The organism is Neorhizobium sp. BT27B, from assembly GCF_050455485.1.
Lineage (GTDB): Bacteria > Pseudomonadota > Alphaproteobacteria > Rhizobiales > Rhizobiaceae > Neorhizobium.
Genome location: NZ_JBCIYT010000001.1, coordinates 283,388 through 302,852 on the forward strand (window position 1 = coordinate 283,388; position 19,465 = coordinate 302,852).

Sequence of the window (19,465 nt, forward strand, 5' to 3'; positions counted from 1 at the left end):
ATCTCAAACTCGTCCCACTTCCCAATGCCGCAGGCCGGATTGCCATGGCGGTCTCGGTTCGGGACTATCCTCTTGAGAACCCATTACCCAGGAACCGTTTTTGCGGTTCCTGGGTAATACGTTCCAAAGAAACGGGTGGGGAAGCAAACTTCCCCACCACATTCCGATATTACTTAACGTCGACCTTAGCGCCGGCGTCTTCGAGCTTCTTCTTGAGGTCAGCAGCTTCAGCCTTCGAAACAGCTTCCTTGACAGCCTTCGGAGCGCCTTCAACGAGGTCCTTGGCTTCCTTCAGGCCGAGACCTGTGATTGCGCGGACTTCCTTGATGACGTTGATCTTGTTTGCGCCGGCATCCGTGAGGATGACGTCAAATTCGGTCTTTTCTTCTTCAGCGGCAGCAGCCGGGCCAGCAGCAGCAGCAACAGCTACCGGAGCAGCGGCGGAAACGCCCCACTTTTCTTCAAGAAGCTTGGAAAGCTCAGCAGCTTCCAGAACGGTCAGAGCCGAGAGGTCGTCTACGATCTTTGCGAGATCAGCCATTTTCATAGTTCCTTATATAGGTTCGAACTTGGTTTTGAACAGCGAAAAACCGCCTTAAGCGGCTTCGTCCTTCTTTGCATAGGCCGCGAACACGCGGGCAAGCTGGCTTGCCGGTGCTGCAACAACCCCTGCGATACGGGTAGCCGGCGTCTGGATCATGCCCAGAAGCTTTGCACGAAGCTCGTCGAGCGAAGGCAGGGTCGCAAGCGACTTGACTGCATCTGCTGTGAGCGTCGTGGAACCCATGGCACCACCGAGAACAACGACCTTGTCGTTGGTCTTGGCAAATTCCATGACGACCTTCGGTGCCGTGATCGGGTCGGCGCTATATGCGATAAGCGTCTGACCCTTGAAGAGATCGATGATCCCTTCCGACTCCGTACCCTGAAGAGCGATCTTGGCCAGGCGGTTCTTCGCGACTTTGACGGTGCCGCCAGCAGCACGCATTTTCGAACGAAAATCGTTCATCTGCGCAACTGTGACACCAGCATAGTGGGCCACGACAACCGAACCGGAAGCCTTGAAGACTTCGTTCAGCTCCGTGACGAATTCGCGTTTTTCCGCTCTTTCCACTGTCTGTCTCCAGTTGACGGGACCGCAATCCTGCAGGCCCCATCGGTTTGCCTTTGCCATTCAGGATCTTCGAAAAGACCATGTCTGGCGTTTGAGGATCCTGCCCCCCTGCTCTACAGTTTGACTGCAGGCACAAGGCATTCCAGGCTCGAACCAACACTTAAGGGGATGCATCACGCATCTCAAAAACCTTGGGTCTTACCAGTCTCATGCAGGTCATACGATTAAGGTTTCGATCTCAAGAGACCTAGACCACCCACAATCTCGGACAGGAGTTCCGGATTTCTCCGGAAATCTCCGGCTCCTTGCGGAACCGGAAATCAGTGCGGCCGGACTGACGAGCAGCCCGGCAAACTTGTCTTAGAGAACCGACGACGGCTCGATGCGAACGCCCGGACCCATGGTCGAGGAGATTGCAACGCGCTTGACGTAGTTGCCCTTGGCGCCAGCCGGCTTGGCCTTGACGACCGCATCGGCGAAAGCCTTGATGTTTTCTTCCAGAGCCTTGGCGTCGAAGGAAGCCTTGCCGATGCCGGCGTGGACGATACCAGCCTTCTCGACGCGGAATTCGACTGCACCGCCCTTGGATGCCTTGACGGCGCCGGCGACGTCCATGGTCACGGTACCGACCTTCGGGTTCGGCATCATGCCACGCGGGCCGAGAACCTTACCGAGACGACCGACCAGCGGCATCATGTCCGGGGTAGCGATGCAACGATCGAAGTCGATCTTGCCGCCCTGAACGATTTCCAGCAGGTCTTCTGCGCCGACGATGTCTGCGCCAGCAGCCTTGGCTTCATCAGCCTTGGCGCCACGTGCGAAGACGGCAACGCGAACGTCGCGGCCGGTGCCGTTCGGCAGGTTGACAACGCCGCGGACCATCTGGTCTGCGTGACGCGGGTCAACGCCGAGGTTCATCGAGATTTCGATGGTTTCGTCGAACTTCGCGATAGCGCGTTCCTTGACAGCCGAGATGGCATCGGAAAGTGCGATCAGCTTGGTCGGATCGATGCCTTCACGGATCTTCTGGAGACGCTTTGCAACTTTTGCCATGTTACGCCACCACTTCCAGGCCCATGGAGCGGGCAGAGCCCTCAACCATCAGCATTGCGCCTTCGATATCGGCTGCGTTGAGATCCTTCATCTTACCTTCGGCGATCGCACGGACCTGAGCCTTGGTGATGGTGCCGGCCTTGCCGCCCTTACCAGGCGTCTTGGAACCGGACGTGATCTTCGCTTCCTTCTTCAGCCAGTAGGTAACCGGCGGCTGCTTCATTGCGAAGGTGAAGGACTTGTCCTGGTAATAGGTGATGACGACCGGGATCGGCATACCCTTTTCCATTTCCTGCGTGGCGGCATTGAACGCCTTGCAGAATTCCATGATGTTGATGCCACGCTGACCAAGCGCCGGGCCGATCGGCGGGGACGGGTTAGCCGATCCTGCCTTGACCTGAAGCTTGAGCTGGCCTGCTACTTTCTTAGCCATTTCTCTGCCTTTCGTTATGGACCGAATGTCGGCCCGATATGCCGACCCGAAGGATCGACGGCTGCGGTTGCGTGGTACGGTCGGGACATCCGGCTAAGACGCCTCCCCTCCCACGCGGTTGCGGCAAACGCCGCGCGAGGCCGACCACATCAAGCGGTCGACCCCAATTCGAAACAAATGTTCAGACCTTCTCGACCTGAGCGTATTCGAGCTCCACCGGAGTGGCGCGACCAAAGATCGAAACTTCGACCTTGAGGCGCGAACGCTCTTCATCGACATCCTGCACCACACCGTTGAACGATGCGAACGGACCGTCGGAAACACGAACCTGTTCACCGATCTCGTAGGAGATCGAGGACTTCGGACGCTCGACACCTTCCTGGACCTGACCTAGGATACGGTCGGCTTCAAAGTCCGGGATCGGAACCGGCTTGTTGTCGGAACCAAGGAAACCGGTGACCTTCGGCGTATTCTTGATCAGGTGATAGGCTTCGTCGGTCAGGTTCGCACGAACCAGAACGTAGCCGGGGAAGAACTTGCGCTCGCTGTCGACCTTGCGGCCGCGACGCACTTCCGTCACCTTCTCTGTCGGCACCAGAATACGTTCGAACAGATGCTCAAGCCCTTTCTGGCGAGCCTTGTTCTCGATATCCTCAGCGACCTTCTTTTCGAAGTTCGAATATGCGTGGACGATGTACCAACGTGCCGCCATCTTCATACCAACCAATCAAACGCCGAAATTCATAACGAAGCCGAGGAGCCAGCCGATAAGCTGGTCAGCGGCGAAAAAGAACAGGGCAGCCACAACAACCATGACCAGGACCATCGCGGTCGAGATCATTGTTTCACGACGCGAAGGCCAGGTGACCTTCTTCGTCTCGGTGCGCACCTGTCGCAGGAACGTAATCGGGTTGGTTTTGGATGCCATAACTGTCCACGCAATTACGGCACGTAAAGCTGATCTTATTCAGCCCCACGCACCGCGTGTCTGTTCTTACCCTACATAGACACCGATTTCAGCTTTCACAAGAGGAAATCGATATCCGATGAAGCCGGACTACCGGCAGACCAATTTTCTTCGGCGACCATGCTGCGAAACAACCGCGCGTATCAACCTCAAGAAAATGGCAGGGGCGGCCGGGCTCGAACCGACGACCTGCGGTTTTGGAGACCGCCGCTCTACCAACTGAGCTACACCCCTAAACCCTTTTTGGACCTGCGCCGAAGCGCTGTCCGTGAAGGACGTGTGCGCTCTTTAAGGCGATGAACCGGAGTTGGCAAGTGGGTTTCTGCAAGAGATGCGACACTTTTATGGATGAACGGTGGAAAGCCCATTCAAGCCGCCGGCTTTTCAGACCCATCACCAAATGCGCATTCACGATTCTGCCCGGTACCGGGCGCATTTTCGAAGGTACAGCGCGCTTCGGGCGGCGTGCCGCAGACCTTGGACAGTTGCTTGAAGCCGACGCAGCGACCATCCGGCCACGATAGCCGGGGCCGCCCTTGCATCCACAGCCCTTGCAGGCCGGCCGCTCCGGACAGCGCGCCTCTGCCGGTACTGGCAGAATCATGGAAGAGGACAGAATCACAATTGCAACAATGAGATACCGAATCAAAGGTGCCCCCTCCCCGACAGAATCACCAACGAAAAAGGCCTCGCCGTTGCCGGCGAGGCCTATCTTATTCAATTCGATCGAGGATTACTCGACGATCGAGGCAACGATGCCGGCGCCGACGGTACGGCCGCCTTCGCGGATAGCGAAGCGCAGCTTTTCTTCCATCGCGATCGGAACGATCAGTTCAACAGCAACCGTGACGTTGTCGCCCGGCATAACCATTTCCGTGCCTTCCGGCAGCGAAACGATACCGGTCACGTCCGTCGTGCGGAAGTAGAACTGCGGACGGTAGTTGGTGAAGAACGGCGTATGACGGCCGCCTTCTTCCTTCGTCAGGATGTAGGCTTCTGCCATGAACTTCTTGTGCGGCTTGACCGAACCCGGCTTGCACAGGATCTGACCACGCTCGACGCCGTCACGCTGTACGCCACGGATCAGCGCGCCGACGTTGTCGCCGGCCTGGCCCTGATCGAGCAGCTTGCGGAACATTTCAACGCCGGTAACCGTCGTCTTGGTCGTGTCGCGGATGCCGACGATTTCGACTTCTTCGCCAACCTTGACGATACCACGCTCGACGCGGCCGGTCACAACCGTACCACGACCCGAGATCGAGAACACGTCTTCGATCGGCATCAGGAACGGCTGGTCGATCGGACGCTCAGGCGTCGGGATGTAGGCGTCGACCTGAGCCATCAGCTCGCGGATCGCGTCTTCACCGATCTTCTTGTCCGAATCGTTCAGAGCGGCCAGAGCCGAACCCTTGACAACCGGAACGTCGTCGCCCGGGAAGTCGTAGGACGACAGAAGTTCGCGAACTTCCATTTCCACGAGTTCCAGCAGCTCTTCGTCGTCGACCTGGTCGACCTTGTTGAGGAACACGACCAGAGCCGGAACGCCAACCTGACGAGCAAGCAGGATGTGCTCGCGGGTCTGCGGCATGGGGCCATCGGCAGCCGAGCAAACCAGGATAGCGCCGTCCATCTGGGCAGCACCGGTGATCATGTTCTTGACGTAGTCGGCGTGGCCGGGGCAGTCGACGTGCGCGTAGTGGCGGTTCGGCGTCTCATACTCGACGTGTGCCGTCGAGATGGTGATGCCGCGTGCCTTTTCTTCCGGTGCAGCGTCGATCTGGTCGTACGCCTTGAACTCGCCGAAATACTTCGTGATCGCTGCCGTCAGAGACGTCTTGCCGTGGTCGACGTGGCCGATCGTGCCGATGTTCACGTGCGGCTTGTTACGCTCAAACTTGCTCTTTGCCATTGATGCTTCCTATAATCTGTAGGGATGATAGATCCGCAGTGAACGGATTTGGTGTCGCCGTTTAAGGCTTTCGCTACGAATGCGCAAGACTTAATTGCTGGGCCCTATTTAGGTGCGCGCTTGCAGAACACCAAGCCCTGCGAAGCGACTGTTTTCCCATTTGCTTATAAAGTGCGGATCACCGGCCACCCGGCTCATCCGCGATCCCCTCACCGGCTCATCGCGAATATGGCGAAGTTCACGGCCAGCAGCAGAACGATCGTGGCTACGAAGCCGCCGACGAAATAAAACATGCGCCGACCAAATGGCTTGGCGCTGTTGAAGACAGGAATATAGAGGAGAGAAAATCTGGAGCGGGTAGCGGGAATCGAACCCGCGTATTCAGCTTGGAAGGCTGCTGCTCTACCATTGAGCTATACCCGCGGGGTCTGGTTCGATCCATGCAACGAAATGGTGGAGGGAGTTGGATTTGAACCAACGTAGGCTGAGCCAACGGATTTACAGTCCGTCCCCTTTAACCACTCGGGCATCCCTCCAGTATTTCGTCTGGATCGAGAACCAAGCTCTTCAGAACGTTCAGCGAAACCGCGTCTCGTTCTGTGCGGCGTATATGACGGGCACTTTCGCTGCTGTCAACACGGGTCAAAACGAAAACTTCAGAAAAAACACAGATTGATATGTCAGGCTGATGAATGTGCCCTCACCCTGTGGATAGAGTGAACGGCGACCAAAGCTCTGCAAACCAGCGGATACGGGGCTTTGCCGGAACCGCGCCTGCCGTTATAAGGCGGCATGAGCAAAAATGATCAAAACGACAAATCCGGGCGTGACAGCCATTACGCCACCCTGCGCCGCAATGTGCGCGATGCCAAACGCCAGCGCGGCGACATTCCGACGCCGGATCCGCGCAAGCGACCGAAACCCGCGCATGAAAACTGGAAGGCGCCGCAGCTGCAGCCTGACCAGGTCTTTCTCTATGGCCTGCACACCGTGCGCGCCGTCATAGACAATCCCGAGCGCAAGATCGTCAAACTGACGGTGACGCAGAACGCCTTCGTGCGTCTCGATATCGGCGAATCCCACGCCCTGCCCTTCCCTGTCGAATTCGTCTCGCCGCAGGATATCGACAAACATCTCGGCCCCGACGCCATTCATCAGGGCGCTATGATCGAGACGAAACCGCTGCCGGTTCGCCGTCTGGAAGCGCTGAAGGAAAGCAATCTCATTCTCGTGCTCGATCAGGTTACCGATCCGCACAATGTCGGCGCCATCATGCGCTCCGCCGTCGCCTTCGAGGCAGGCGCTCTGATCACCACCCAGCGTCACAGCCCGACCGAATCGGGCGTCATGGCCAAGTCGGCCTCCGGCGCGCTGGAAATGATACCCTATATCCAGATCGGCAATCTGGCCGATGCACTGGCCGAGTTGCAGAAACTCGGGTTCCAGACGATTGGTCTCGATTCGGAAGGCCCGGCCCCGCTGGAAGGCACGTTCGCTGCGGGCAAGGTTGCGCTCGTGCTCGGTTCCGAGGGCAAGGGCCTGCGCCAGAAGACGCGCGAAACCGTCGATGCGCTGGCGCGTCTCGACATGCCGGGCGCGATCAAATCGCTCAATGTGTCGAATGCGGCAGCGATCGCGCTTTACGCAGCACGTCAGCATCTGGCCAAGGCGTAATCAACCGTCAGTGCAGCGCCGTCGCCCGCTTGTCGAAACAACGCATGCGTTCGGGCGGCGTCGCATTGCGGCCATCCCGCACCTCGGCGGCGAACTGGATCGAGCCGATCAGTTCGAGATCGAACAGTGGTTTCGAGATGACGCCGAGCGTTCCGGGTATGCCGCTGGCAATTGCCTCTGGGTTGGCGGTCATGAAAATGACTGTCAGCCCGCGTGCCGCAAGCTCCCGGCCGATATCCGGGCCGGTGGCGCCATCCTGCAGGTGAACATCGACAAGGGCGATGTCGGCATCATCGCCGGCATCCAGGGCATCGGCGGTATTGGCCGCAATGCCGGCAACTTCATGACCCAGGGCCAGCACCGCATCTTCGATATGCAATGCGATCAGCAGCTGGTCTTCTACCACGAGAATCCGATGCGGCATGTGGCCCTCTTCGTTTTATGACTGGATATAATGGCGCGCACGCAGTTTTGTTCCACAACCTCTAATATTTGATGCAGGCGTGAACCACCGCCGCCACAACCGTTCGCAAAAATCTGCGCCTGACCAAGAGAATCAGTTAGAAATCACCGCATGATTCGGAAAAGCCCATGAGCCTCGCCTATCTCGAAACACTCAACGACGCTCAGCGTCGCGCAGTCGAGCACGGTGCGACGGCCGCCAAGACCGGCGACAGCGGCCCGCTGCTGGTCATCGCCGGGGCAGGATCCGGCAAGACCAACACGCTGGCGCATCGCGTTGCCCACCTGATCGTCAATGGTGCCGATCCGCGCCGTATCCTGCTGATGACATTTTCCCGACGGGCCGCCTCAGAGATGGGCAAACGCGTCGAGCGCATCTGCGGTCAGGTTCTCGGCGCCAATGCCGGCGTCATGACCGATGCGATGGCCTGGGCCGGCACATTCCACGGCATCGGCGCGCGACTGATGCGCATGTATGCCGAACAGATCGGCCTCGACCCGGATTTCACCATCCACGACCGCGAAGACTCAGCCGACCTGATGAACCTCATCCGGCACGAACTGGGTTTCTCCAAAACGGAAAGCCGGTTTCCGACAAAGGGCACCTGCCTTGCCATCTATTCACGCGTGGTGAATTCGGAAGCAGCACTCGGCGAGGTGCTGAAGACAAATTTTCCATGGTGTGCCGCCTGGGAAGCGCAACTGCGTGACCTGTTCGGCTCCTATGTCGAAGCCAAGCAGGCCCAGAACGTTCTCGATTACGACGATCTTCTGCTCTACTGGGCGCAGACCATGTCCGAGCCGCAGCTGGCCACCGATATCGGCGCGCGTTTCGATCATGTTCTGGTCGATGAATATCAGGACACCAATCGGCTGCAATCGACCATCCTGATGGGCTTGAAACCCGGCGGCCGCGGCCTGACCGTGGTCGGCGACGACGCCCAGTCGATCTATTCGTTTCGCGCCGCCACAATCCGCAACATTCTGGATTTTCCAAAATCCTTCGAACCGCCGGCCGATATCATCACGCTCGACCGCAATTACCGCTCCACGAATACTATCCTGGCCGCCGCCAATGGCGTCATCGATCTGGCCCGCGAACGCTTCACCAAGAACCTGTGGACCGAGAGGCAATCGGCGGAACGGCCTCGCCTCGTCGCCGTGCGCGATGAAAACGAGCAGGCCAATTACATCTGCGAAAAAATTCTGGAGAACCGCGAAACCGGCATGCCCCTGAAAAACCAGGCCGTGCTGTTCCGCTCCTCCAACCATTCCGGCCCGCTGGAAGTGGAACTCACCCGCCGCAACATTCCCTTCGTGAAATTCGGCGGCCTGAAATTTTTGGACAGCGCGCATGTGAAGGACCTGCTGGCCGCACTGCGTTTTGCCCAGAACCCACGTGACCGCGTCGCCGGTTTCCGGCTGATGCAGCTCATCCCCGGTGTCGGCCCGCAGACGGCCGGCAAAATTCTGGATGCCATCGCAACCGATCCCGAGCCACTCGCGGCTTTGCAGGAAATCCCCGCCCCGCCCCGCAGCGGCGAGGACTGGATGCGATTCGTCGAGATGTTATCGTCCGTAAGGCGCGGCGAAGGCTGGCCATCGGAAATCGGCACGGCCCGTAACTGGTACGAACCGCATCTGGAGCGCATCCATGAGGATGCCGAGACCCGCAAGGCCGATCTTCTGCAACTGGAACAGATTGCCTCGGGATATGCCTCACGCGAACGGTTCCTCACCGAACTGACGCTCGACCCGCCCAGCGCCACCAGCGATCAGGCCGGCGTGCCGCTGCTAGACGACGATTACCTGATCCTCTCGACCATCCATTCGGCCAAGGGGCAGGAATGGCGCTCGGTCTTCGTGCTGAACTGCGTCGATGGCTGCATTCCCTCCGATCTCGGTGTCGGCACCAGCGCCGAAGTCGAGGAAGAACGCCGCCTGCTCTACGTGGCGATGACGCGCGCCAAGGACAGCCTCGACCTCATCACCCCGCAACGTTTCTTCACCCACGGCCAGCACTCTCAGGGCGACCGGCATGTCTATGCCGCCCGCACCCGCTTCATTCCGGCAACGTTGCTGCAGTTTTTCGAAACGGCGGCTTGGCCGGTGGTGGAGCCGATGTCGGAAGCGGAAAAGGCGGCCCGCAAGCAGGTGCGCATCGACGTGACGGCGCGTATGCGTGGGATGTGGCGGTAAACGCGGCCTCAGATAAAGAAAGGCCCCCTCTGGCCTGCCGGCCATCTCCCCCACAAGGGGGGAGAAAACTCGCGGCAACCGACTTGCCTCAAACAGATCTCGGCGGTGAGGCTGGGTTAAGCCCTCCCCCTTGTGGGGAGGCTTGGGAGGGGTCTTTTTTCCTCATGTCCTGACGCCTCACCCCTCCGGCACATTCTCCTCCAGTTCTTTCAACCACACCCGAGCATTGCCATCCGACGGCGCGCGCCAGTCGCCACGCGGCGACAGCGAACCACCGGACGTAACCTTCGGGCCGTTCGGCGAGGCCGAGCGCTTGAACTGGCTGATGGTGAAGAAGCGGAACAGAAATGTCTGCATCCATTTCCTGATGGTGGCGAGATCGTATGCGCGGCGCTTTTCATCCGGGAAATGCGAAGGCCATGCGCCGGCGGCCACATCGCTCCAGGCATGATGCGCCAGATAGGCAATCTTCGACGGTTTCAGGCCATACCGCGTCAGGTAATAGAGCGTGAAATCGTGCAGGTCGTAAGGACCGATCTTGTCCTCGGTGCTCTGGATGACGCCGTCCGCGCCCGCCGGCACCAGTTCCGGCGAGATGATCGTGCCGAGCACGCGCTCCAGCGTCGCATTCGCCTCGGCATCAAAACTGCCGCTCTCGATCACCCAGCGGATCAGATGCTGGATCAACGTCTTCGAGACCGAGCCATTGACATTGTAATGGCTCATCTGGTCGCCGACACCATAGGTGGACCAGCCAAGACCGATTTCCGAAAGGTCGCCGGTGCCGAGCACCAGCGCGTTGCGCTGATTGGCGGCGCGGAACAGAAAATCGGTGCGCAGACCCGCCTGCACGTTTTCAAACGTCACATCATAAACCGGCTCGCCGCCCGAAAACGGATGGCCGAGATCTTTCAGAAGCTGCAGCGCCAGCGGCTTGATATCCACCTCTTCCGCCGTAATTCCGATGCTGCGCATCAGCGACCAGGCATTGCCGAGCGTTTCGTCGCCGGTGGCGAAACCCGGCATGGTGAAGCCGAGAATATCGGTGCGCGGCCAGCCCAGTCTGTCAAAGGCGCGCGCCGCCACCAGCAGCGCATGGGTGGAATCCAGCCCGCCGGAAATGCCGATGCAGAGACGCTTGATGCCGGTTGCCCGCAGGCGCTTCATCAGGCCCTGCACCTGAATGTTGAAGGTCTCGTAACAATCCTGATCCAGACGGGCCGGATCGGATGGCACGAAAGGATACCGCGCAACGGATCGCTTCAGGCCGATATTGCCTTCGGGCGCCGCGAACTCGAAACCGACGCGGCGGAATGGCTGGTCTGCCCGCAACACACGCTCGGCCGCATCTTCGAAAGTGACGGTGCGCAGCCGCTCCAGCGCCAGGCGCTCGACATCGATATCGGCAACGCACATCTGCGACGCATCCGGGAACCGTTCGGTTTCGGCCAGCAGATCGCCAAGTTCATAGATGCAGGCCTGCCCGTCCCAGGCGAGATCGGTGGTCGATTCGCCCGGCCCCGCCGCCGAATAGAGATAGGCGGCAATGTTACGCGACGACTGGTTGGCGCAGAGCTGTTTTCGCACATCCGCCTTGCCGACCGTGACATTGCTGGCCGACAGGTTGGTGAGGATGGTCGCGCCTGCCATAGCGCCAAAATCGCTCGGCGGTGCCGGCACCCATACATCCTCGCAGATTTCCACATGGAAAACGAAATCGGCGATGCGGCGGTCCTCGAACAGAAGATCGATGCCGAAGGGCACGACCTGTCCAGCAACCGAAATCTCCTGTCCGCGCACCGTGCGGCCCGAAGCGAACCAGCGTTTTTCGTAGAACTCGCGGTAGTTGGGCAGATGCGCTTTCGGCACCACGCCGAGAATTTGGCCCGCATGAATGACGATGGCGCAATTATAAAGCCGGCCGCGATGGCGAAGCGGCGCCCCCACCAGCAGCACGGGAATGAGCGCGCGGCTCACTTCGACCAGCGTCTTCAGCGCAGTTTCGACGGAATCGAGAAGTGCAGCCTGCCCCAGCAGATCATCGATCGAATAACCGGAGATGCCAAGTTCGGGAAACACCATCAGCGCCACGCCCTGATCATGGCCCTGACGCGCCAGCTCCAGCACCGCCTGTGCATTGAAGGCCGGATCACCGATCTCGCAGGCCGGCGTGGCTGTGGCGACGCGCACAAAACCGTGGGCATAGGCAGAATGAAAATTCATCGGGCACTCCGTCTTCTCAGATGCGCCATAAGTAATGCTGCGGCGCGGCGCGGTCGAGAGCGTTTTGGTGATTCTCGGCAAAGCAGATGGTCATGGTGTCATTGGCGGGTCCGCCCGCCGGATCATCGCGCCTCGTCCGGCGAAAATGCACAGGAATGGCCAAATTATCAGTCGTCAAATCCGCTTCTTGCGCCTTCGCGCCAATTTCCTCTTTACAGCCAATCAAAATATGGTAACTCCCCTCTCCATTGCCCTTGTAGCTCAGTTGGTAGAGCACCTGATTTGTAATCAGGGGGTCACGAGTTCGAACCTTGTCGGGGGCACCACTTTTCGAATTTCCGACTTCCGGCCTTTGCGCTCTGGAAGTCGGAAATCTCGCAAAGCCTTGAATTCACTCTTCCGCTATCGACATCAGTCCCGCCGCCTGCTTCAGGCACGGCAAGGCTATTCTTTTCCACAGTCTTTGACATTTCTGCGTATGCCGCGCCACCAATGGTGCTTGGCTCCGCTCAAGCCGTTCAGCGGCCTTGTCGCCCTCCTCGCTTTTCATGTACCAAGGACGGCCATTGCAGAAGGTGCCGTTGATGTCTCAAAAGAAAAGCCTCGCATTCCTGGCGTCCATCGCGCCCGAGGCGCAGGCCGCGCTCGAAGAACTCACACGCCTTTACGGTCAGACACCGGTGGATGAGGCCGATGTGATCGTGGCGCTCGGCGGTGACGGCTTCATGCTGCAGACGCTGCATGACAGCATCAATTCGGGAAAACGTGTCTATGGCATGAACTGCGGTTCGGTCGGCTTTCTGATGAACGACTACCGTTCTGACAATCTGCACGAACGCGTGTCGGCCTCGGTCGAAAACGCCATACATCCATTGCGCATGACCACCACCAATACCGACGGCACCTCTTCCGTGGCGCTCGCCATCAATGAGGTCTATCTGTTTCGCCAGAGTTATCAGGCCGCAAAACTGCGTGTCGAGATCGACGGCAAGACGCGGCTGGAAGAACTGATCTGCGACGGCCTGATGGTGGCGACCCCTGCCGGCTCCACCGCCTACAATCTGTCCGCCCACGGGCCGATCCTGCCGCTGGAAGCGCCGCTGCTTGCCATGACGCCGGTCAGCGCGTTCCGGCCGCGTCGCTGGCGCGGTGCGCTGCTTCCCAACCGCGTCTGTGTCGATATCCATATCCTCGAAGCCGAAAAACGCCCGGTCAATGCGGTGGCAGACAATACCGAGGTGAAATCGGTACTGCATATCCGCGTCGCCCAGCTGAAGGACATGAAGGCGCATATCCTTTCCGATCCCGATCATTCCTGGTCCGATCGCATTCTGGCGGAACAGTTTGCGGATTGATTTCAAACGAACGACACGAAAAAGGCGGCCTCCGAAGAAGCCGCCTTTTCCATTTCCTGCGATATGACGCCAATCAGTCGATGTCGCCGCCGGCAACGTCCGCCTTGCCGCTGATACGGTGGGCAAGCGCGGCTTCCATGAACGCATTTAGATCGCCGTCGAGCACATCGCCCGGAGCCGTGCTTTCGACACCGGTACGCGTATCCTTGACCAACTGATACGGCTGCAGAACGTAGGAACGGATCTGGTGACCCCAACCGATGTCGCTCTTGGAGGCGGCTTCCGCGTTGGCGGCCGCTTCGCGCTTCATCAATTCGGCTTCGTACATACGGGCGCGCAGCATGTCCCACGCCTTGGCGCGGTTCTTGTGCTGCGAACGTTCCTGCTGGCAGGACACGACGATGCCGGTCGGAATATGAGTGATACGCACGGCCGAGTCGGTGGTGTTGACGTGCTGACCACCCGCACCCGAAGCGCGGTAGGTGTCGATACGGCAATCGCTTTCGTTCACCTCGATATTGATCGAGTCGTCGACGACCGGATAAACCCAGATCGACGAGAAAGACGTGTGGCGACGCGCGTTCGAATCGTAAGGCGAGATACGCACGAGACGATGCACACCCGATTCGGTCTTCAGCCAGCCAAAGGCGTTGTGGCCCTTGACGAGAATGGTCGCCGATTTGATGCCGGCTTCTTCGCCGTCATGCATTTCGAGGATCTCGACCTTGTAACCCTGACGCTCGGCCCAGCGCGTGTACATGCGCAGCAGAATGTTCGCCCAGTCCTGGCTTTCCGTGCCGCCGGCACCGGAATGCACTTCGACATAGGTGTCGTTGCTGTCGGCTTCACCGGACAGCATGGCTTCGACCTGACGGCGGTTTGCCTCGGCACGCAATGCTCGCAGAGCATCCTCGGCGTCCTTGATGATCGCTTCGTCGCCCTCGTCCTCACCCATTTCGATGAGTTCGATATTGTCGTTGAGCTGCTGCTCCAGCGATTTCACGCCGTTGATGCTGTCATCCAGCTGCTGGCGCTCGCGCATCAGCTTCTGGGCTTCCTGGGCATCGTTCCAGAGGTTGGGATCCTCTGACTTGTTGTTCAACCAGTCCAGTCGTCTTACCGCCTGATCCCAGTCAAAGATGCCTCCTCAGCAGGCTTATGGCCTGCTTGATTTCGTCGGTGACGTTGATCATTTCGTTGCGCATATGCGTGCAAACTTCCCGTCTTTTACTTGGAAATGAGGCCTGACATAGAGACGGCGGGCGAGGATGTAAACCCCGCCCGCCGCTTCGAACCTAAGCCATGAATGGATCAGAACAAACCGCCGGCACCCGAGGTGACCGCCTGCTGCGCCTGCGGCGACGTGCGCAGGATTTCCTCGGCCGGCATCGTGTCTTCCATGCCGATCACGCTGAACGTGTCGGACGGGCCGGTGCCGGGTTTGAAGGCTTCGACGATCGTGTCCGGCTCGCCTTCGTTGGCGAACATGCCGGTCTTGCGGTTGACGGCGATGAACTGCATGCCCTGCGGCACCTGGAATTTTCCGGCTTCACGGGTCTTTTCGGCCTTTTCGATAAAGTCCGCGAAGATCGGTGCGGCGAGGCTGCCGCCGGTCGCGCCGCGTCCGAGCGTCGCCGGGTTGTCGAAACCGATATAAAGTCCGGCAACGAGATCCGGCGAGAAGCCGACGAACCATGTGTCCTTGCTGTCGTTGGTCGTGCCGGTCTTGCCGGCGATCGGACGGTCGGCAACATGGATCTTGCCGGCAGCCGAACCACGGATCACCACGCCTTCGAGCATGGACGTCACCTGATAGGCGGTCATCGGGTCGAGAACCTGCTCGCGATTGTCGGCCAGAACAGGCTCTTCCTGATTTGCCCAGCTGTTGGCGTTGCAGCCTTCGCAAGTGCGCTCCTCGTGACGGAAGATCGTCTTGCCGTAACGGTCCTGAATACGGTCGACCAGCGTCGGCTTGATCTGCTTGCCGCCATTGGCGATGACCGAATAGGCCGAAACCATGCGCAGCACGGTGGTTTCGCCGGACCCCAGCGCCATCGGCAGGTAAGGCGCCATCTTGTCGTAGATGCCGAAACGCTCGGCATATTCGGCGACCAGATCCATGCCCATGTCCTGCGCCAGACGAACGGTCATCTGGTTGCGGGATTTTTCGATACCGGTGCGCAGCGTAGAAGGACCACCGCCATCTTCGCCACCATAGTTGGTCGGGCGCCAGACCTGATTGCCGGACACGACCTCGATCGGCGCATCCATGATCACGGAGGCCGGCGTATAACCATTGTCCATGGCGGCCGCATAAACGAACGGCTTGAACGACGAACCGGGCTGGCGCATTGCCTGCGTGGCGCGGTTGAATTCGGACTGGGCGTAGGAGAAGCCGCCGACCATGGCCAGAACGCGGCCGGTATGCGGATCCATCGCCACCAGCGCGCCCTGCACCTTCGGCGGCTGGCGCAGACGGTAGAAGCCCTGCTTGCCGGTAAGCGGCTCAACATAGATGACATCGCCGGCCTTCAGCACACCTTCGGGCGAACGCGCCGTCTTGCGCTCGCCGGCTGCGTCACGATAGGCCCATTTCATGTTTTCGGCGTCGATATGACCGCGCTCGCGCTCATCGACCACCTTGCCGCCGGCTGCCGTTTCAGGCTGCAGGCCGATGTCGACACCGGTGGCCGAAACCGCCGTCACGACAGCAAGCTTCCATTCAGGCACGTCACGCAGCGAGGGCAGCTTGGCCAGTTCCGGGCCCCAGTCGCCGCTGGCGGCAATCTGCTTGACCGGACCATGGAAACCGCGGCGCTCGTCATAATCGACCAGACCACGCTGCAAGGCGGCACGCGCCTGCAGCTGCATATTCGGATCGATGGAGGTGCGCACCGACAGGCCACTCTCGTAAAGGGCCTTGTCGCCATACTTGCCGATGATCTGGCGGCGGACTTCCTCGGCAAAGAAATCGGTACCAAGCAGCGACGGGCCGCTCCGGCGCAGGGTAACGCCCAGCGGATGGGTCTTCGCCTCGGTCGCGTCTTCGACGGTAATGTAGCCATTTTCGGCCATGCGATCGATCACCCAGTTGCGGCGCTCGACGGCGGCCTTCTCGTGGCGGAACGGGTGATAGTTGGCGGGGCCTTTCGGCAACGAGGCGAGATAGGCCGATTCGGCGATCGTCAGCTCGGTCACCGACTTGTCGAAATAGGTGAGTGCTGCGCCGGCAATGCCGTAGGAGTTCATGCCGAAAAAGATCTCGTTCAGATAAAGCTCGAGAATCTTGTCCTTGGAATAGGTCTGCTCGATACGGAAGGAGAGAATGGCTTCCTTGACCTTACGGTCCATCGTCTGGTCGGCAGAAAGAAGGAAGTTTTTCGCGACCTGCTGGGTGATGGTCGAAGCGCCTTCAGGACGACGGCCGGAGCCGATATTCTGCAGGTTATTGACGACGGCACGGCCGAGACCGGTGATATCGACACCCGGATGATTGTAGAAATTCTTGTCTTCGGCCGAAAGAAACGCCGCCTTGACGCGATCCGGCACGGCCTGGATCGGCAGGAACAACCGGCGTTCGCGGGCATATTCCGCCATCAGCGCGCCGTTGCCGGCATGAACGCGGGTGGCGACCGGCGGCTCGTAGGAATTCAGGACTTCATAATCCGGCAGATCGCGGGTCACGCCGACCAGATAAACGGCCGCTGCGGCCGCAACTGCGAGAAAGAGCACGCAGCCCAGTCCGAACATGTATCCAATCAATCTGATCATCAGGCGCTACCGTCTATCATCGTAGGGTGCAAAAAAGCACAATCGCATATTTTCTGGCGTTTTGCACGGAGAGGCCGAGAGTACAAGCCTTTGCGCGCATTCGCGACTTCTGCGCCCTCAAGCATTACGGGCACACTCAAAATCGTCGCTATTCGTATGGCGTCGAATAACCGTTCGAATGTGCGTAAAATAGGGCTTGGCCACGTTAATCCCATGACATCCCGACAGAACAGGCTGTCCGGCGCGCCACATGTTGCAAACTCATCACGATCGCGGCACCGATAAACTTCGTCTATCAGCCGCCGTCCGCCATGGCGCGCCCGCGATATTGCAGAACGGCATCGGCAATCAGCCCGGTCACCTTTTCCCGCCATTTCTCATCCAGCAACAGTTTCTCGTCATCGGCGTTCGACAGAAAGCCCAGCTCCAACAGCACGGAAGGAATGTCGGGCGCGCGCAAAACCTGGAAACCGGCCGAACGACGCGGATTGTTGATAAGCCCCACCTGCCCCTCGAAAGACGTCACAACCCGGTCGGCAAGCGAAATCGAAAAAGCCTGGGTTTCGCGGCGCGTCAGGTCCATCAGGATATCGGCCACCTCGGGCGGTCCATCCTGCAGGCTGTAACCGGCCAGCTGGTCGGAGAGATTTTCGCGCGCCGCAAGGTTTTCCGCCATGCGGTCGGAAGCCTTGTCGGACAGCGTATAGACCGTCGCGCCGCGAATATCCTTTTCGCGCAGCGTGTCGGCATGCAGCGAGATGAACAGGTCGGCCTTGCCCTGGCGCGCGCGCGTCACCCGCTCCGAGAGCGACAGGAAATGATCGTCCTCGCGCGTCAAGAATGCCTTCATGCCGGCCTTGCCATCGAGCTTGGCCTGCAAATCCTGCGCAAAGGCAAGCGTAATGGCTTTTTCCTGAACCTTGCCGTCGGCGCCCGTCGCACCCGCATCAATGCCGCCGTGCCCCGCGTCGATGGCGATCGTAAAAACGTCGTCCTTCGGCTCGATTGTTGAAACCGCGTTGATATCGCCGGGCGCGTCCCATACCTGCTTGCGCACCATCTCGACAAATGCCTTGTCGGTGGTCATCTCGGCGTCGAGCACAAGACGGTAGCCGTGATCGTCGTTTTTCTGCACTTCGGCCATGACGAGCTTGACCGGACGTATGGCAGTCAGCACGAGGCGGGCATTCGCCTCCCCCATCGCGCCATATCGGATATCCTTGAACAGGCCGCGCGCCGTCAGATCCTGGGGCGAAAAACCAAAGGCGGTTGCCGGCAGATCGATGACCACCCGGTCGGGATTGGAAACGTAGTGCACGGAAAAGGTCGGCTTTCCGTCGAAATCCAGCACGACACGGGTGCGGGCATCGTCACCGGCAATGCGGGCGCCGAACGCGAGCAATGGCTGCGCGGCTGGCTGATCGGTCGCTGCGGCCCGCGCCTGAGGCACGCCCACCGCCAAAAACCCGCCGCAAACAACAGCGGCCAGTGAAATCATGGAGGCCAAGCCAGCACGGCGAATCACCGCGCCGCAGCCAAACAATCCGCCAACGCGCGACATGTCAGTTTTCATTCTCGCCGCCAATGCTGCTCCAAACTTCCGAATGAGCGCTCGAAGCGCCTTTCCACAGCCTGCTGATACCACGTCGGGTGTTGCCCTCGATACAGTCAGATCAGCTCTACCAAGAGTGGCAAAATCGATATTCCGCACGATATCTGGAGTTTTTTGTTCGACTTCGATGTTTTTTCGCCGATTCCGCTCGCCGAATGCGAGGGTTGCACCATATTTCACGCGCCTTAGCCCTGTCACGAATCATGATCCATGGCTGTCATATAACAAGGCGTAGGAATTGATCTACAATAAGGCGCGGCCGGCTTTTCCCTTGCCATAGCAACAATTAAAACATAAAAGACAAAGAAGGGTCAAAGTGTTGACGGGATAGGACTGCCACGGGCAGCCAGCCGATAAGGACCTGGCGCCATACACGGGCATACATCCGTCGTCGCTGCACTTTGCCTCTGAAACACTATCCGCACCGGCGGTGGCCGGAACAGTACCCAGTCGCGGGCATCGTATCGCTCGCACGGAGCATATTCATCGGACCCGCATGGGTCTTCACGTATCGTCATTCTCGTCTGGTCTTAGATGTCGCGGCACGTTTTTCAAAACCTGGAGATGCTGAGGGAGCCGAAAGCTCCGCCGGCTATCGGGTTGCGGTCGCCACGGAAGCGCCTTGCGGGAATCATCTTATCCGGCGCAACAACCGCGACGCATGATCGGCCTGCCCTTGCGGCAGGCATCCGT

At 59.4% G+C, this 19,465-nt stretch carries 16 protein-coding genes and 4 tRNA genes; 4 read left to right on the forward strand and 16 right to left on the reverse strand.

Going from position 1 to position 19,465, the window contains the following annotated elements:
* Positions 1-169 precede the first annotated feature (169 nt).
* From rplL to AAIH70_RS01565, 10 genes are all read right to left on the reverse strand, one after another.
* A complete protein-coding gene (rplL, locus tag AAIH70_RS01520; protein WP_132273286.1) occupies positions 170-541 on the reverse strand; it encodes a 50S ribosomal protein L7/L12 in 372 nt (123 codons plus the stop codon).
* A 54-nt stretch (positions 542-595) separates the two neighbouring features.
* Complete coding sequence (rplJ, locus tag AAIH70_RS01525) at positions 596-1,114, reverse strand: 50S ribosomal protein L10 (protein WP_132273751.1); 519 nt, start codon at positions 1,112-1,114, stop codon at positions 596-598.
* 360 nt (positions 1,115-1,474) lie between these two features.
* Positions 1,475-2,167 carry a 50S ribosomal protein L1 gene (gene rplA, locus AAIH70_RS01530; protein ID WP_132273285.1) on the reverse strand — a complete coding sequence of 231 codons (693 nt, stop codon included), beginning with the start codon at positions 2,165-2,167 and terminating at the stop codon, positions 1,475-1,477.
* A 1-nt stretch (position 2,168) separates the two neighbouring features.
* The gene (gene rplK / locus AAIH70_RS01535; protein ID WP_112730803.1) at positions 2,169-2,600 is read right to left on the reverse strand and encodes a 50S ribosomal protein L11; all 432 of its coding nucleotides are present in this window, start codon (positions 2,598-2,600) and stop codon (positions 2,169-2,171) included.
* Between the two features lie 181 nt (positions 2,601-2,781).
* Positions 2,782-3,312 carry a transcription termination/antitermination protein NusG gene (gene nusG, locus AAIH70_RS01540; protein ID WP_132273284.1) on the reverse strand — a complete coding sequence of 177 codons (531 nt, stop codon included), beginning with the start codon at positions 3,310-3,312 and terminating at the stop codon, positions 2,782-2,784.
* Positions 3,313-3,327: 15 nt separating this feature from the next.
* Complete coding sequence (gene secE, locus AAIH70_RS01545; protein ID WP_132273283.1) at positions 3,328-3,528, reverse strand: preprotein translocase subunit SecE; 201 nt, start codon at positions 3,526-3,528, stop codon at positions 3,328-3,330.
* A 197-nt stretch (positions 3,529-3,725) separates the two neighbouring features.
* A tRNA-Trp gene (locus AAIH70_RS01550) sits at positions 3,726-3,801 on the reverse strand.
* Between the two features lie 499 nt (positions 3,802-4,300).
* The gene (tuf, locus tag AAIH70_RS01555) at positions 4,301-5,476 is read right to left on the reverse strand and encodes an elongation factor Tu (protein ID WP_132273282.1); all 1,176 of its coding nucleotides are present in this window, start codon (positions 5,474-5,476) and stop codon (positions 4,301-4,303) included.
* 349 nt (positions 5,477-5,825) lie between these two features.
* Positions 5,826-5,899 (reverse strand) — tRNA-Gly (locus AAIH70_RS01560).
* A 28-nt stretch (positions 5,900-5,927) separates the two neighbouring features.
* Positions 5,928-6,012: transfer RNA gene (locus AAIH70_RS01565), tRNA-Tyr, on the reverse strand.
* Between the two features lie 256 nt (positions 6,013-6,268).
* Here AAIH70_RS01565 and AAIH70_RS01570 point away from each other — a divergent pair.
* Positions 6,269-7,150: a TrmH family RNA methyltransferase gene (locus tag AAIH70_RS01570; RefSeq protein ID WP_430032865.1), complete on the forward strand. Its 882-nt coding sequence runs from the start codon at positions 6,269-6,271 to the stop codon at positions 7,148-7,150.
* A 7-nt stretch (positions 7,151-7,157) separates the two neighbouring features.
* Here the strand turns inward: AAIH70_RS01570 and AAIH70_RS01575 are convergent, their stop codons facing one another.
* Positions 7,158-7,574: a response regulator gene (locus AAIH70_RS01575; RefSeq protein WP_132273280.1), complete on the reverse strand. Its 417-nt coding sequence runs from the start codon at positions 7,572-7,574 to the stop codon at positions 7,158-7,160.
* Positions 7,575-7,741: 167 nt separating this feature from the next.
* Between AAIH70_RS01575 and AAIH70_RS01580 the strand changes: the two genes are divergently transcribed.
* Entirely contained in the window at positions 7,742-9,811 is a 2,070-nt protein-coding gene (locus AAIH70_RS01580) for an ATP-dependent helicase (protein WP_132273279.1), read from the forward strand.
* A gap of 177 nt (positions 9,812-9,988) precedes the next feature.
* Here the strand turns inward: AAIH70_RS01580 and AAIH70_RS01585 are convergent, their stop codons facing one another.
* Together AAIH70_RS01585 and AAIH70_RS01590 are read right to left on the reverse strand one after the other, a co-directional pair.
* The gene (locus AAIH70_RS01585) at positions 9,989-12,034 is read right to left on the reverse strand and encodes an NAD(+) synthase (RefSeq protein WP_132273278.1); all 2,046 of its coding nucleotides are present in this window, start codon (positions 12,032-12,034) and stop codon (positions 9,989-9,991) included.
* 16 nt (positions 12,035-12,050) lie between these two features.
* The gene (locus tag AAIH70_RS01590; RefSeq protein WP_132273277.1) at positions 12,051-12,311 is read right to left on the reverse strand and encodes a hypothetical protein; all 261 of its coding nucleotides are present in this window, start codon (positions 12,309-12,311) and stop codon (positions 12,051-12,053) included.
* Here AAIH70_RS01590 and AAIH70_RS01595 point away from each other — a divergent pair.
* Positions 12,285-12,360: transfer RNA gene (locus AAIH70_RS01595), tRNA-Thr, on the forward strand. The two genes, AAIH70_RS01590 and AAIH70_RS01595, sit on opposite strands and share 27 nt — an antisense overlap.
* A gap of 258 nt (positions 12,361-12,618) precedes the next feature.
* Complete coding sequence (locus AAIH70_RS01600; RefSeq protein ID WP_430032870.1) at positions 12,619-13,389, forward strand: NAD kinase; 771 nt, start codon at positions 12,619-12,621, stop codon at positions 13,387-13,389.
* A gap of 73 nt (positions 13,390-13,462) precedes the next feature.
* On the opposite strand, the gene prfB is transcribed toward AAIH70_RS01600, so the two are convergent.
* The 3 genes from prfB to AAIH70_RS01615 form a co-directional block, all read right to left on the reverse strand.
* Positions 13,463-14,594 (reverse strand): peptide chain release factor 2 gene (prfB, locus tag AAIH70_RS01605; protein WP_132273275.1). Its coding sequence is split into 2 segments (ribosomal slippage): positions 13,463-14,524 and positions 14,526-14,594, totalling 1,131 coding nucleotides; the frame shifts between segments, so codons are not numbered across the junction.
* 106 nt (positions 14,595-14,700) lie between these two features.
* The gene (locus AAIH70_RS01610) at positions 14,701-17,160 is read right to left on the reverse strand and encodes a penicillin-binding protein 1A (RefSeq protein WP_132273274.1); all 2,460 of its coding nucleotides are present in this window, start codon (positions 17,158-17,160) and stop codon (positions 14,701-14,703) included.
* A gap of 295 nt (positions 17,161-17,455) precedes the next feature.
* The gene (locus AAIH70_RS01615) at positions 17,456-18,733 is read right to left on the reverse strand and encodes an N-acetylmuramoyl-L-alanine amidase (protein ID WP_245519112.1); all 1,278 of its coding nucleotides are present in this window, start codon (positions 18,731-18,733) and stop codon (positions 17,456-17,458) included.
* Positions 18,734-19,465: the final 732 nt, after the last annotated feature.